The organism is Streptomyces marokkonensis (assembly GCF_039539045.1).
GTDB lineage: Bacteria > Actinomycetota > Actinomycetes > Streptomycetales > Streptomycetaceae > Streptomyces > Streptomyces marokkonensis.
On sequence record NZ_BAABCQ010000063.1, the window covers coordinates 24722 to 38447 of the forward strand.

13 protein-coding genes and 1 pseudogene are annotated in these 13726 nt (G+C 73.0%); 5 read left to right on the forward strand and 9 right to left on the reverse strand.

The features are described 5' to 3' along the window. Positions 1-63 precede the first annotated feature (63 nt). Positions 64-672, forward strand: coding sequence for a TetR/AcrR family transcriptional regulator (locus tag ABEA26_RS17590; protein WP_345593382.1), 609 nt, complete (start codon positions 64-66; stop codon positions 670-672). A gap of 199 nt (positions 673-871) precedes the next feature. After that, positions 872-1597: a DUF2470 domain-containing protein gene (locus ABEA26_RS17595; RefSeq protein WP_345593383.1), complete on the forward strand. Its 726-nt coding sequence runs from the start codon at positions 872-874 to the stop codon at positions 1595-1597. A gap of 42 nt (positions 1598-1639) precedes the next feature. On the opposite strand, the gene ABEA26_RS17600 is transcribed toward ABEA26_RS17595, so the two are convergent. Beyond that, positions 1640-2896, reverse strand: a complete 1257-nt coding sequence (locus ABEA26_RS17600; RefSeq protein WP_345593385.1) for an FUSC family protein — start codon at positions 2894-2896, stop codon at positions 1640-1642. Positions 2897-3157: 261 nt separating this feature from the next. Here ABEA26_RS17600 and ABEA26_RS17605 point away from each other — a divergent pair, with 261 nt between their 5' ends. After that, positions 3158-3472 carry a hypothetical protein gene (locus ABEA26_RS17605; protein ID WP_345593386.1) on the forward strand — a complete coding sequence of 105 codons (315 nt, stop codon included), beginning with the start codon at positions 3158-3160 and terminating at the stop codon, positions 3470-3472. An 84-nt stretch (positions 3473-3556) separates the two neighbouring features. Here the strand turns inward: ABEA26_RS17605 and ABEA26_RS17610 are convergent, their stop codons facing one another. The 4 genes from ABEA26_RS17610 to ABEA26_RS17625 form a co-directional block, all read right to left on the reverse strand. Then, entirely contained in the window at positions 3557-4588 is a 1032-nt protein-coding gene (locus ABEA26_RS17610; RefSeq protein WP_345593388.1) for an SDR family oxidoreductase, read from the reverse strand. 350 nt (positions 4589-4938) lie between these two features. Further along, positions 4939-6135: an FUSC family protein gene (locus ABEA26_RS17615; RefSeq protein WP_345593390.1), complete on the reverse strand. Its 1197-nt coding sequence runs from the start codon at positions 6133-6135 to the stop codon at positions 4939-4941. A 61-nt stretch (positions 6136-6196) separates the two neighbouring features. Then, positions 6197-6853: an HAD family hydrolase gene (locus ABEA26_RS17620; RefSeq protein WP_345593392.1), complete on the reverse strand. Its 657-nt coding sequence runs from the start codon at positions 6851-6853 to the stop codon at positions 6197-6199. A 110-nt stretch (positions 6854-6963) separates the two neighbouring features. Then, positions 6964-7995: a PHP domain-containing protein gene (locus ABEA26_RS17625; protein WP_345593393.1), complete on the reverse strand. Its 1032-nt coding sequence runs from the start codon at positions 7993-7995 to the stop codon at positions 6964-6966. Positions 7996-8223: 228 nt separating this feature from the next. Between ABEA26_RS17625 and ABEA26_RS17630 the strand changes: the two genes are divergently transcribed. Next, the gene (locus ABEA26_RS17630) at positions 8224-9033 is read left to right on the forward strand and encodes an SDR family oxidoreductase (protein WP_345593394.1); all 810 of its coding nucleotides are present in this window, start codon (positions 8224-8226) and stop codon (positions 9031-9033) included. A gap of 75 nt (positions 9034-9108) precedes the next feature. Then, positions 9109-9345 (forward strand): hypothetical protein, encoded by a 237-nt coding sequence (locus tag ABEA26_RS17635; protein WP_345593395.1) that lies wholly within the window; start codon positions 9109-9111, stop codon positions 9343-9345. Between the two features lie 120 nt (positions 9346-9465). On the opposite strand, the gene ABEA26_RS17640 is transcribed toward ABEA26_RS17635, so the two are convergent. The 4 genes and pseudogenes from ABEA26_RS17640 to ABEA26_RS17655 form a co-directional block, all read right to left on the reverse strand. Beyond that, positions 9466-10005 carry a VanZ family protein gene (locus ABEA26_RS17640; protein ID WP_345593397.1) on the reverse strand — a complete coding sequence of 180 codons (540 nt, stop codon included), beginning with the start codon at positions 10003-10005 and terminating at the stop codon, positions 9466-9468. Positions 10006-10096: 91 nt separating this feature from the next. Continuing rightward, the gene (locus tag ABEA26_RS17645) at positions 10097-10768 is read right to left on the reverse strand and encodes a DUF4230 domain-containing protein (RefSeq protein WP_345593399.1); all 672 of its coding nucleotides are present in this window, start codon (positions 10766-10768) and stop codon (positions 10097-10099) included. Positions 10769-10879: 111 nt separating this feature from the next. Continuing rightward, a pseudogene (locus ABEA26_RS17650) lies at positions 10880-12241 on the reverse strand (GTP-binding protein); the annotation flags it as partial. 121 nt (positions 12242-12362) lie between these two features. Beyond that, entirely contained in the window at positions 12363-13304 is a 942-nt protein-coding gene (locus ABEA26_RS17655) for an NADP-dependent oxidoreductase (RefSeq protein ID WP_345593401.1), read from the reverse strand. Between the last annotated feature and the right edge of the window lie 422 nt (positions 13305-13726).

The following is a 13726-nucleotide window of genomic DNA, read 5'->3' on the forward strand; positions in this document are numbered from 1 at the left end:
TGGATTCAATAACGCGCCTCAGTCTCGTCCCGTTGTTGAACCGGCGTCAAGTAAGGTGCGGGTATGGCCGCGAACCGTGGTGAGCGCACCCGCCGACGGCTCAGCACCGCGGAGCGCAGGGAGCAACTGCTGTCGGCCGGCGCGCGGCTGTTCTCGGAGAGCCCCTACGACGAGGTGTGGATCGAGCGGGTCGCCGAGATCGCCGGAGTCTCCCGCGGGCTGCTGTACCACTACTTCCCGACGAAGCGGGACTTCTTCGCCGCGGTCGTCGAGCGCGAGAGCGAGCGCATGCTGCGGATGACCGCGGCGGTGCCCGGAGTTCCGGTCCACGAGCAGCTCACCGTGGGCCTCGACGCCTACCTGGAGTACGTGCGCGCCCACGCGCACGGCTACCGTGCCTTCCATCGCGCCGACGCCGCCGGGGACCGGGCGGTGCGCCGGGTCTACCAGCGGGCGCTGGCCGCACAGGAGGGGCAGATCCTCGCGGTGCTGGGCGCCGACCCGGAGTACGGCCCGGCCTTCGGGGCGCGGCCCGACGTACGGTTGGCGGTGCGCGGCTGGCTGGCGTTCACCACAGCGGTCTGCCTGGAGTGGCTGCGGGATCCGGAGCCGGACCGGGAGCAGGTGCGCGACCTGTGCGCCCGCGCCCTGCTGGGCGCCATCGCGCCGTGAGCGCCCCCAGCATCCCCCGCGCCCCCGTTGCACTTCGTAACGCGCCCTCAGGCCGCTGAAGTGCGCCCTCCGGTGCGCTGAAAAAGTCCCGCGAAGATCGTGCCTCCTGGTTGGCGCATACTCTGATGTCCTATAGGTTAGGTGAGCCTTACCTAATGGGTAGCCGAACTGCTCAGTGAATTGACGACGGAGGTTGGGGATGGGCGACAGCCACACCTGGACGGCCGCGCCTGCGGCGGCGGAGCAGGCCCGCTCCGTGCTCGCCACCGCCTGGTCCTGCGCGGTGACCGCGGAGGGCGGCCGTGAGGAGTTCGTCGGCGCGCACACCGTGGCCGACGACGGCCGGGTGCTCCTGCGCGTGCCGGAGGACAGCGCCCTGCTCGCGGCGGCGATCTGCGCGCCACGCGGGGAGCCGTCCGCCGTGCTGGAGTTCGCCGACGTGGCGCCCGTCCCGGTCCGGAGCCGGATCAGGGCCCGGCTCTGGCTCGCGGGCCGGCTCGCCGTGGAGGACGGCCACTTGGCGTTCACGCCCACCCGTGTGGTGCTGCGGCAGCCGTCCGGTGCCGTGGTGGTCGACCTCGACGAGTTCGCCGCCGCGGGGCCCGATCCGCTGGCCCTGGCCGAGGCCCGGCTGCTGACCCATCTCGCCGACTGCCACGGCGACGCGGTGGAGCGGCTGACCCGGCTCGTCGACGCCGACAGCCTGCACGGCGCGGTCCGGGTTCGGCCGCTCGCGGTCGACCGGCACGGACTGACGCTGCGCGTCGAGCGCGTCCGCGCCCACGGCGACGTACGACTGCCCTTCCACGCTCCCGCCGACGGCGTCGCGCAGCTCACCGAGCGGATGCACGCGCTGCTGACGCAGGCGAGCGCCGCCTCCTGCCCTCGGGCCCTGCAGTGGCAGCGCACCGACGGCGACGGGTGAGGCGAACGGCCTTGCCGGCGTCGGCCGGCCAAGGCCTCCCCGTCAGGGAGAACGGCGCGCGGCGCCGCCGCGCTTCCGCTTCCGGAGCCTGGCCCGCAGCCCGTCGCGCAGCCGGGTCAGCCGCGGCATGCGCTCGCGCAGCTCGCGCGTGTGGTGGTCCAGCTCCTCCAGGAGCCGGCGAGAGCGGTGCTCGGTGTCCATCTCGTCGATGACGCGGTTGACCTCGGTCAGTACCGCGCCGTGCAACTGCCAGTGCAGGGGGTTGCGCCGGACCTCCGCCAGGAGCAGCTGGGCCAGCCTGTCCCGGGTGACCGCGGCCTGTCGCAGTTCGGCGGAGAGACGTTCCTCGGCGGACTCGGCGTCCTCGCTGGCGCTGGTGGTGACCAGTACCGCGAAGCTGACCACGGCGTCGGCGATCTCGGACAGCAGCTGCTGGATGGTGGCGCCCGTCTCGGGTCCGAACAGCGGTTCCGGCTCCCGTTCCTTCGCGAGGTCGGTGAAGGTGCGGGCGAGGACCCGCATCACCACCGTGCAGATCTCCAGGGTGTCCAGACCGGTGCGCAGTACCACCCGGTGGAGCAGTCCCTCGCGTACGCGGGGATTGAGGCGGAGACTGTCCTCGGCCTGCCGCAGGTCCTCGTCCACCTCGCCGATGTCGTGGTCGAGCCGGCGGGCCTCGTGCAGCCGGGCCGCCGCCTCGTGGAACGGGGTGCTGTCGGCGGCCTCCTCACCCATGCGCAGCATCAGCTGCCGCACCCGCCGGGCCAGCCCCTCGATGGACTCGCCGGCCTGCTCCACCCACACCGGAGGGGCGAGGATCAGGTTGAAGGTCAGTCCGACGGTGGCCCCGATCAGCGTCTCCACCACCCTGGCCCACGCCAGGCTCCCGTGCGAGGTCACACCGAGCACCAGCATCGCGCTGATCGCCACCTCGGCCACGAACTCGTGCGCCCGCACCAGATGTCCGACGCCCAGCGCCGCCACGATCACCAGGCCCAGACTCCACCAGCTCAGCCCCACCAGCTGGCTGAAGCCGATGGCGACCAGGACGCCGGCCACCACGGCGTTCACCCGGCGGAAGCTCATCTTGAGCGTGGCGTACAGGGTGACCTGGACGACCAGCAGCGCGGTCAGGGGTGCGGTGAGCGGCGCCGCCGACTTGTCGGGGGTCAGCCGCACCGCGATGACATAGGCGATCGAGGCCGCGGTCGCCGAGCGCAGCGCCTGCACGACCATGGGGTCCCTGAGCCACTTCACCCGCCGCAGAGCCGCAGCCGCACTCTTACGCACATCCCGCATCCTCGGGCTGTTCCCTTCCCCAGGCGCCTCGAACGTATCCGGACAGGACGGTATCCGGGCAAAGGCCGCAGAGGGGGTTCTCACGCGCCGTACAGCGACGGTAGCCGTGTCATCGGCGGCCGGACCGGCCTCCGGCTCGACACCCGCCTTCTGCCCGAGGAGCGGGCCCCATACCGAGGTTCTACCGAGGTTTCGCTGGTCACCGCAGTGGTACCCGATGTCGCTCGGACGCCCAGGAGGACCGCGGAAAGGGAGTGCCCCGTGACCGACCACCGCCTCGAAGGACCGGGTGAGAACGGTGCCGCCCCCGTCCCGCGGGACATGCCCGACCAGCAGGCCGGCACCGGCGACGATCCGTGGGAGGCCGCCGCGCCCACGCGTGAGCAACGCGAACAGGGCCAGCGCCCCGAGGGCGACGAGGAGGCCGAGGGCGACGAGGACGCCGAAAGGGACGACACCGCGGGCGACGCCACCGACGTCCCCGACACGGACGAGGCGGGGACGGGCCGACAGGGTGCACCGCACTCGGGCGCGGTGCACCCCGAGCACCCGGTGCCCGACGAGTCGTCCGGCTGAACGGCTGACGGTGCCGCACAGCCGTCACTGGACCGGCGCGGCATCACTGGGCCGATGCCCCGGCCCAGTGATGGGCGCTCGCACTCAGCCGACCTTGCGCCCTCGCAGAGGATCCGTAGCCGCTCCCGCGCCCTGCTGGAAGCCCCGCAGGAACTCCTCCAGCACCTCCGTGGACGTGTGCTCCGGACGCCAGCCCAGCTCGGCCCGTGCCCGCGTGCAGTCCATGAGCGGCAGCCGCAACACCGCGTCGAACAGGTGCGGGGAGGCGGGCAGCAGATGCAGCCCCCACGCGGCGGCGACCGCCGAGCGGGCCGCGGCCCGGGGCAGCCGCACCGTTCGCCCACCGGTCATCCGGCCCAGCAGCTCGGCGTCGACCGGCGGGTCGGCCGCGAGGTTGTAGGGGCCCCGGGCGTCCTTGGAGCGCACCGCCAGACGGTAGGCGTGGGCGGCGTCGTCGGTGTGCAGTGCCTGCACCCGCAGTCCGGGGATGTCCGGCAGGAAGGGGAGGAGATCCGGACGCGCCGACGGGCCCGGCAGGAACCTGCCCCCGAAGATCCGGCGCTGCTCGCTGGCCGACTCCCGCTTGAAGAGGAAGGCCGGCCGCATCCGTACCACCCGAACCCCTGGGTGGTCGCGCTCGAAGGTGTCCAGGGCGCGCTCCAGATAGGCCTTTTCCCGGCAGTACGCGGCGCCCGGCCAGCCGTGCGTCGGCCAGGACTCGTCCACCGCGTGGTCCTTCGGCCCCGGCGAGTACGCGCCGACCGACGAGGCGTGCGCCAGCGCCGGCACCCCTGCCGCGGCCACCGCCTCGAAGACCCGGATGGAGCCGAGGACGTTCGTCCGCCAGGTCGTCGCCGGATCATGCGTCGGCTGGAACGCCCAGGCCAGGTGCACCACGGCGTCGGCGCCGGCGAAGTGGCCGGTAAGGTCGGCCCGCTCCGAGGACAGGTCGACCGCGGCCCACTCGGTCTTCGGGGGCGACCACTCGGGGATCCGCCGGGCCAGCCCCAGCACGGAGGCCACCTCCGGATCCTCCGACAGCAGCCGCACCACGCTGGTGCCCACGTTGCCGGTGGCACCCGTGACCACGATCCTGCTGCCCGTTGTGCTGCTCACCTTGTGCTCCTCTCGGCCACCTGCCCGTACGGAGGTCACCGGGTACCCGCCACGCCGCGAAGGCACGCAAGGGGACGTGGAGAGAGCGCACGACGTGGGCGGACAAGGCGAGGCGAGCGGACAAGGAGAAGCCCCGACCGCGACGGGGGAATCACGATCGGGGCGGTACGAGGTGGATACGGACGGCGGTCGCCTCTCGGCGAAAGGCTCCACAGGGCTTCAGCCGAACGATCGTCCCTGTGGGCAATAGGTGAGGCCCGGGGACACTGTCCCGTCCGTACCCACGCCTTCTTCAACGGGGGCGGACCTGCCGGTGTTCCGCCGTCTGTGGCGTTTTGGGGTGATGTGTGTCACTGCTCCCGCGTCGACGGCTCGGGGACGATCTCGGACCACAGGTTCTCGGCCTGCAGCAGCAGGGTGCCGAGTACCGCCGTCCGCGCGGCCCCCTGCCCGGCCTGTTCCCGCAGGCCGTCCTGCAACCGCCGGTGCAGTTCCTCCATGGTCGCCTCCGTCTCCTCCTCCGGACGGTCCTCGGCGGCCTCGCCCAGCAGTCGGTCGGCCTCCCCGTGGCAGGCGTCCCCGATCAGTTTCAGCAGACGCGCGTACAGGTCCAGCACAGGGCCCTCGGGCAGGTCGGGAGTCCGGTGTTCGTCGGCGGCCACCGTCAGCGTCCGGGTCAGCGCCGTGATGTTCCCGGTGACCCGGCTCCACCGCTGGTCCTCGTCCTCGGGCGGGACGGCGGTGGGCGCGCGACGCAGTGCGCGCAGTGGGCCGTAGGTCAGGCGCAGGCTTTCCTGGCTCCACGACCGGGCCGACGCCAGCGCGTCCAGCCGCCGCTGCAGCCGCGCCGCGTCGCTCGACCAGCCTGCCGTCGTCTGCGCGTCCCACTCGGATTCCCGCAGGTCGGCCGCGACGGAGCGCAGGACGTCGCCCGCCTCCCGGGGAAGTGCCGCGAGGTTCTCGCGCACGTCCCGCAGATGGATCGGCGGCAGCACGAAGGCGTTGACCGCGACGCCGATGACCGCGCCGAGCGCGGCCTGCCCCACCCGGTGCCCGACCGCGGAGGCCGAGACGGCCGTCCCGGAGGCCAGCACGAACACAGCGGTGGTGGCCGTGTAGATGCCCTGCCCGCCGAACCGGGACCAGTTCGCGATCAGCATCAGCACCGGCAGGGACAGCACCAGCGCCCCCGTGTTGTCGTCGGTGAGGGCCTGCGCCGCCGAGGCCACCAGGGCCCCGACGCAGATCGCCGCGAACTGCTGCCCGGCCTGCCGAACCGAGCTGTAGACGGTGGCCTGTACGAGGACGAGCGCGACCCAGGGAGCCATCAACGCCATCGGATCGCCCAGCCAGACACCCGCGACGGTCCAGGCGATCAGCGCCGCGCCCGCGGCCTTCAGCGACTGTACGACCAGGTCGCGTTCCCGTCCGGGGCCCTGCCAGGCCGCCCGGACGGCCCGTCCGACGGCACACGCCTCCCGCCACACCGCGGACAGCGGCCGCCGCCCCCGGAGCACCTCCCGGGCGGTACTCGCCACCGCGGTCATACGGCGCCGGGCATCCGTACGACCGGCCGGCGCGCCCCGACGTGGAGTACGGCACGGTGGCTCATGCGAACGGGCTCTCCTCCAGCGAGGCCAGCAGGCCGGCCGGGTCGGTGTAGACCGCCTCCGCGCCCGCCTGCTCCAGGTCGGCACGGGGCAGACCGCCGCAGAGCACTGCCACGCGGCGCACCCCGGCCCGGCTGCCCGCGCGCATGTCCCAGACGGTGTCGCCGACGAAGACCGCCCGCTCGGCCGGCACTGCGGCGAGTTCCAGCGCATGCTCCACCGGCTCGGGCGACGGCTTGCCCGCGTCGACGTCGTCGGCGCTCGCGGTGGCGGCGATCGAGTCGTCCGCGTCGATCGCCCGCCGCAGCGCGCTCAGCTCCGGGCCGCCCGCCGAGGTGGCAAGGACCACCTTCCAGCCGTCGCCGGCCAGGCGGCGGAGCAGCTTCCCGGCGTCCGGCAGCGCCGGCAGACGGTCGTAGTACTGCCCGTACAGCGCCTTGTGGGCGGCGCTCAGCTGCGCGTCCTGGTCCGTGTCCCGGTCCTCGCCCAGCAGATGCCCGATGAGGTCGGTGGAGGCGAGGCCCACCGCCCGGTGGATGGCGTGCATCGGCACCCGGTGACCCGCCTGCCGGAACGCCTCCCACCAGGTCGCCACATGCAGGTGATTGGTATCGACGAGGGTTCCGTCGACGTCGAACACGGCCGCCCGTTCCATGCACTGTTCCCTTCTGGCCCGTCCCTGGCCCGTCCCTGGCCCGTTCCTGGCCTGTTTCTGGGCCGTTCCTGGCCTGTTTCTGGTCGGTGGATCGGGAGGCGGGTACCACGTCAGCGGTCCGCCACTCCGAAGGGAGTACGGCCCTGACGGGTCCAGGCCAGTAGCTCGTCCAGGGACCACGTGGTGACCACGCGCTCCGCGGGCACTCCGCACTCCTCGGCCCGAGCACACCCGTGGACCTGCCAGTCCAGCTGTCCGGGCGCGTGCGCGTCGGTGTCGATGGAGAACAGCACGCCCGCGCCCACCGCCCGGCGCAACAGCCGACGCGGCGGATCGAGCCGTTCCGGTCGGCTGTTGATCTCCACGGCCGTGCCCGACTCCGCACAGGCGGCGAACACCTCGTCCGCGTCGAACTCCGACTCCGGCCGCCCCCGCCCGGTGAGCAGCCGCCCGGTGCAGTGCCCGAGGACGTCCGTGTGCGGATCGCGTACGGCGGCCACCATGCGGCGGGTCATCGCGCGGGCGTCCATCCGCAGCTTGGAGTGCACGGACGCCACCACGACGTCGAGCCGCTCCAGCAGGTCCGGTTCCTGGTCCAGCGAACCGTCGTCGAGGATGTCGCACTCGATGCCGGTCAGCAGCCGGAACGGCGCCCAGGTCTCGTTGAGGCCGGCCACCACGTCCAGCTGCTCGCGCAGCCGCTCGGGGGAGAGGCCGCGCGCGACCGTCAGCCGCGGCGAGTGGTCGGTCAGTGCCGCCCACTCGTGCCCGAGCGCCGCCGCGGCCCGTCCCATCTCCTCGATCGGACTGCCGCCGTCGGACCAGTCGGAGTGCAGATGGCAGTCGCCGCGCAGCCGTTCCCGCAGCCGTTCACCACCCTCGGCGAGCGGGGCCGCGGCCTCACCCTCCAGCTTCTCCAGGTAGCCGGGAACCCGCCCGGCCAGCGCCTCGCGAGCCACCTGCGCCGTCTTGGGGCCGACACCCTTCAGGGACTCCAGCGACCCGGCCCGCTCGCGCAGCTCGGCCGCGGGCAGCTCACCGAGCACCCGGGCCGCGGTGCGGAAGGCGCGGACGCGGTACGTCGGCTCCTGGGACCGCTCCAGAAGGAACGCGATCCGCTCCAGTGCCTCGACGGGCTCCATCGCCATCTCCTTCCCGGGCCTGCTCGTACCTCTTCCGGCCTCTTCCGGCCTCTTCCGGTCTCTTCCGGCCTGCTCCGGCCTGCTCCGGCATGTCCAGGGTTCCCCAGCGCCCCGGGGCCCGCACCACGGGCCGAGCGGTTTGCGCGTACTGGGCCCGGGTACTGCGATGCCCCGAGCCGTGAGCCGTGAGCCGTGAGGAAGCCGAGCAGCGCCGAAGAGGAGGCCGTCATGCCCAGTCCCAGCCCGTCCGACGCCAGGGTGGCCGTCATCACCGGCTCCGATTCCGGCATCGGCCGCGCCACCGCCGTACGCCTGGCCGAGGCGGGAATGGACGTCGGCATCACCTGGCACACCGACGAGACGGGCGCCGAGCGGACCGCCGAGGAGGTCCGCGCTCTGGGACGGCGGGCCGAGACCGCCCGGGTGGACCTGACCCGGCTGCCGGGGGCCGCGGACACGGTCGACGAGCTGTGCGAGCGGCTCGGCCGCGTCGACGTCCTGGTCAACAACGCCGGCACCGGCACTGCCACGCCCTTCCTCGACCTGGGCCTGGACGACCTGCGGCATGTCCTGGACGTCGACCTGGCCGGCCCATTCCTGTGCGGGCAGAAGGCGGCCCGGCGCATGATCCGGCAGGGGGAGGGCGGCCGGATCGTCAACGTGACCTCCGTCCATGAACACCAGCCGCGGGTGGGCGCCGCCCCGTACTGCGCGGCCAAGGGCGGGCTCGGCCTGCTCACCCAGGTCATGGCGATCGAGCTCGCCGAGCACGGCATCACCGTCAACGCCGTGGCACCCGGGGAGATCGCCACGCCCATGACCGGGCAGGAGGGCACCGACCCGCACACCGAGAGCCGCCCCGGCGTGCCGCTCGGCCGGCCCGGAGACGCCCGCGAGGTCGCCGCGGTGATCGCCTTCCTCGCCGGGCCGGACGCCTCGTACGTCACCGGTGCATCCTGGAGCGTCGACGGTGGCATGCTCCGGATGGGCCCGATGGCCGGGTCCCATCTGACGGGCGACGACTGGCGGCGGCCCTGAGGAACCGCGCCACTCCGCGGCCCCGTCCGCTTCCCCGACCGGCCGCCACCGCGACTTGCGTCCTACCCTCGAAGCATGACCGAAATCGGGAGCCCGCACATCGGCAGTCCGCGGATCCTCGTGCTCCAGGTGCAGCCGGGCACGCCGCCGTTCCGGATCGTGGAGATCGACGGCCAGGTGGTCGGTGAGGCCAAGACCGTCACCGATGTGCTGGTGGCGGCCGCGGCCTTCGGCATCACGGTCCACGACCTGGACGACCCGGACGTGGTCCGCTGGGTGGGCGGGGACAAGTTCACCTGGACGTTGCATTGACCCTGCACCGGGGCCTCAGCCGACCGTCCACTTCCGGTTGGCGCCGCCGTTGCAGTCGTAGAGCTGGCGGGGGTGCCGGTGGGCAAGTCAGTACCTTGGTCCGGACCGCCTGGTCCCGCCCTACTTCCGGGACCGGCGGGCATGCACGGCGCGGCTCATCCGCCGGCCCAGGAGCAGGTAACCGACCAGCGCGCCCGTGGTGTTGAGGATGACGTCGTCGATGTCGAAGGCCCGCCCGGTGATCAGGGCGCCCTGCGCGAACTCCACCAGCAGCATCACGACGGCCGTCAGCAGCAGGACCCGCAGCAGCCCGCGGGTGCGGGGGGCGACGACCGGAACCAGTACGCCGAACGGGACGCCCAGCACGATGTTGCCGCCGATCTGCTTGACGGCGTCCCGCAGCGCGGGCTGGTCCAGATAGGCCTTCAGCGAACGGCCGGGACGCATGTTCGTATGCGTCAGCGCCTCCGACGCGGGGGAGGGGTGCAGGGTCAGCCGGGCCAGTACCACCGCGAACGCCACCATGAAGGCGAACGCGCAGACCATGGCCAGCAGGCGCAACGGGAGGGCGAGCGGGCGCCGGTCGCACCGGCCGGCGTCCCCGGTCCTGGCGGCGCGGCGGCGCGGTAGGGAACGCGACCCTGGGGCGGCACGAGCCATGGGATCCTCCAGTCGTCGACTTCCCCGCGTGGTAAGGCGGTTACCCGCCGAGCCGCCGAGGATGCCGGAGAGGTGGTGGGACCGGCCGCAGTCACTCCTGCTCAGGACCGTAGGTCACCCGGACCTCCTCGAAGCCGAGGGAATGCAGCAGGCCCTGGAGCATCGCCGTGGTGTTGCTCTCGGCACGGGCCTTGAGTTCGCTGTCCTTCGCCGCGGCCCCGATGTGCCGGGCCGCGAGTTTCTGCACGGCCTGCTCACCGTTCGGGTTGTCCGAGAACAGGTCCCCGAGGCGGTCGAGGAGCCCGCGCTGCTTGGACACGGCGTAGGAGCGTTCGGGATCGAGGGCCGGCTCGCCGAGCAGGGCGTGCGGCAGCCGGAGCGTGGCCGACGTGCGGTCGCCGTCGACCGTCACGTCGTCCTCCTCCACCTTGCCGAGGTCGACATGGGCGTCGACGGTGCCGGCCCCGACGTACAGGGTGCGGGTGCCGCGGATCGCGTCGGGCAGGAGCTTGACGTCCTTCTCCAGGTCCACGACGACCTGGAAGTTGCCGGAGGCGGCCTCGTAGCGGCTGATGTCCTGGATGGACGTGAGCAGCGCGGGGCCCGAGCGGTCCTGGGTCTCGGTGCCGAACAGGTCCTTCAGACCCGGGACGACGCTCAGCCGGAGCCCCGCGAACAGCACGACGAGCACCAGCACGATCGCGGTCAGCGCCTTCGCCCAGCCGGGCATGCGCCGAGGGAGGTTCCTGATGGGAGTCGTCATGGCGACGGCCCTCCTTCCTACTGTCCCAATGCCCCCCATCTCCCTTGGCAGACCGAGTAGTCGACGGGAAGCAACGACGGGCGAAGGCGCGGAGGGGGCGTGTACGACGGCTCAGTGCGACGGTCTGAGCGGGCGGTCCTCGGACGGCCGGGACGACCACACCGCCTCCCCGCGCGTGAGTCCCGGCAGCCGCAGCTCGGCCTCCCGTACCCGCCGGGCCGGCAGCTCGCCGGTGATCAGCCAGGCGGGGTCTCCGCCCGTCGAACCGGTGAAGTCCGCGCCCAGCGAGGCGAGTTGGGCCGTCACGGGCGCCATCGCGTCCGGCGGGACCTCCACCTCGAAGGCCTGGTACGGCTCGTACAGCAGTGTCCCCGCCCGCCGCAGCGCCCGGCGCAGCACGATCGCGGTCAGCCCGCGGAAGTCGGCCGCGGTGCTCACCGGCGAGCTGAATCCGGAGCGGATCAGCGTGACCCGGTAGTCCGTGACCGCGGCGCCGGACAGGCCGGTCAGCGGCGTGGTATGGACCGTCTCCTCGACGGCCTGGTGGAAGGCGCGGGGGAGCGCGCCGAGCTCCGTCTCGTAGGCGAAGACCCCGCCCGAACCGCGCGGCCCCGGCTCGACGCGCAGCCCGATCGTCGCCCAGTACCGGGTGTGGTCGAGCCACGGCATCTCTTCCACGGCCTCGCCGGTACCGGCCGGGCGCTCCAGGAAGCGGGCGCGGCCCGGCGCGAACTCCGCCTCGATCCCGAAGTCCTCCGCCAGCGTCGCCGCCAGCACCTCCATCTGGACCTCGCCGTACAGGAGCAGGGCGGTGGCGCCGGAAGCCGCCGGGCGGACGTGCAGCAGCGGGTCCTGGTCGGCCAGTGCCAGCAGGACGGAGCGCAGCGGCGCCGCCTGTCCGGAGTGCCGGGCGCGGACCACGGTTTCGAGAGTCGGCGGCGGGAACTGCGGGGAGCGGTCGGTCGGGTCGCCGAGCCGGTCACCGACGCGCAGGCTGCCGGGAACGGAGAGCGCGGCGATGTTCCCCGCGGTGAGGGTCCCGGCCCCGCCGACCACGTCCAGGCGCGTCACCCGGCCGGGCACCTCGGTGGTCCGGCCGTCGGACTCGCGCCGCAGGAACGTGAGCCGCCGGCGCGGGCGCACTTCACCGTCGTACAGGCGCAGGTACGCCGTCCGCTCGCCGCCGGGTCCGGGGCGTACGGCGAAGACCGTGCCGCGCGGTGCGGTAGGCCCCGGCGTGGCGGGTGCGGCGGCCGGGACCATCCCGACCAGGCCCTCGACCAGCTGCGAGACGCCCTGGCCGCCGAGCGCGGAGCCGTGGTACAGCGGATGGAAGGAGCCGTCGGCGGTGCGGGCGGCGAGCGCGGCGGCGAGGTCCCCGGCGGTCGGCTCGGGGCCGTCCACCAGTGCCGCCAGGATGTCCGGGTCGACCTCGGCCAGCGCCTCGGCGATCCGCTCGTCGGGCGGGCGGCGCACACCGGAACGCGCCTGCCCGCCCCCCGAACGCCTCCACCGCGACCCCGGCCGTGGTGCACTCTCGGATGCGGGCCGGGCGGCACGGATCCCGCAGTACGGCGATGTCGCCTCCGGCCGGTCAGTCGACCACGAGGACGAGCTTGCCCGTGGTGCGGCCCTTCTCGCCGAGCGCGTGCGCCTCGGCCGCGTCGGCCAGCGGGAACGTCCGCGCGATCGTGGCCTTCAGCTTCCCCGACTCGACCAGCCCGGCGATCTCCCGCATGTCGGCCCGGTCGGCGTCCACGAGCATCCGCACCGCACGCACGCCGAGCCGCTCGGCCTCCTCGTAGAACTCGTCCGACCCGACCGGCAGGATCGACACCACCACCCCGCCCGGACGGAGCACGCGCAGCGAACGCAGGGACGTGTCGCCGCCGATCGTGTCCAGGACCACGTCGACGTCCTTCACGGCCTCGGCGAAGTCCGTCTCCCGGTAGTCCACCGTCTCGTCCGCCCCGAGGGAGCGCAGGAACTCGTGCTTGCCCGCGCTGGCGGTGCCGATGACGTGGGCACCCCGGGCCTTGGCGATCTGCACCGCCACATGGCCCACACCACCGGCCGCCGCGTGGATCAGCACCCGCTGTCCCGGCCGGACGTCGGCCCGCTCCACCAGTGCCTGCCACGCCGTCAGCGAGACCAGCGGGAGCGCGCCCGCCTGGACGTGGTCGATTCCGGCCGGCTTGGCGGTGAAGGTGCGCGCGGGAGCGGTGACGTACTCCGCGTGGGAGCCGTGGCCGAACGGGTAGGAGAGCATGCCGAAGACCTCGTCGCCGGGCCGGAACGCGGCGACGCCGATGCCCACGGCCTCGACCACGCCCGAGACGTCCCAGCCCAGCACGAACGGCGGCTCACCGAGGAAGCCGCCGTTCTCCCGGTGCTTCCAGTCGGTCGGGTTCACCCCGGCGGCACGCACTCGCACGAGGACCTCGTTCGGCCGGGGCTCGGGGCGCCGCGGCCGTACCTCCTTCAGGACCTCGGGACCGCCGAGGGAGTCCTGGCTGATGGCGAGCATGGTGTTCATCGGTGACCTCGCAACTCGGAGAGGGCTTCAACGGCACGATCTGGAACCTCGGACAAGATCGTGTCATTCCCCGGGGCACGAGGCACCCCGGAGAGCAGGCCTCACTCCGTCAGCATCTGCACACGTCGGCCGGTGTGGCGCCTCGGGACCGGTCGCCTCGCGATCCCGTCGGCGTACCGGACGGGCGCATGGGTCCGCGCGCTCAACTTGCCTGTCGGGCAAAGGAATCTGTCGACCCGGCGACCCTCGCCGAAGCGTGACGGAATCCTCACTTCCGCCGGGCCGTGAAATTGATCTTTTAGGGTTCACAACCGATAAGCTCCCGATCGGCGCTGCGAGTTGACGCGATCGCGACGGGTCGGCTCACGGTGCTGCTCATGAGTGCTGTCCCCCCTGCGCACTCCCTGTTCCCTCACTGTCCC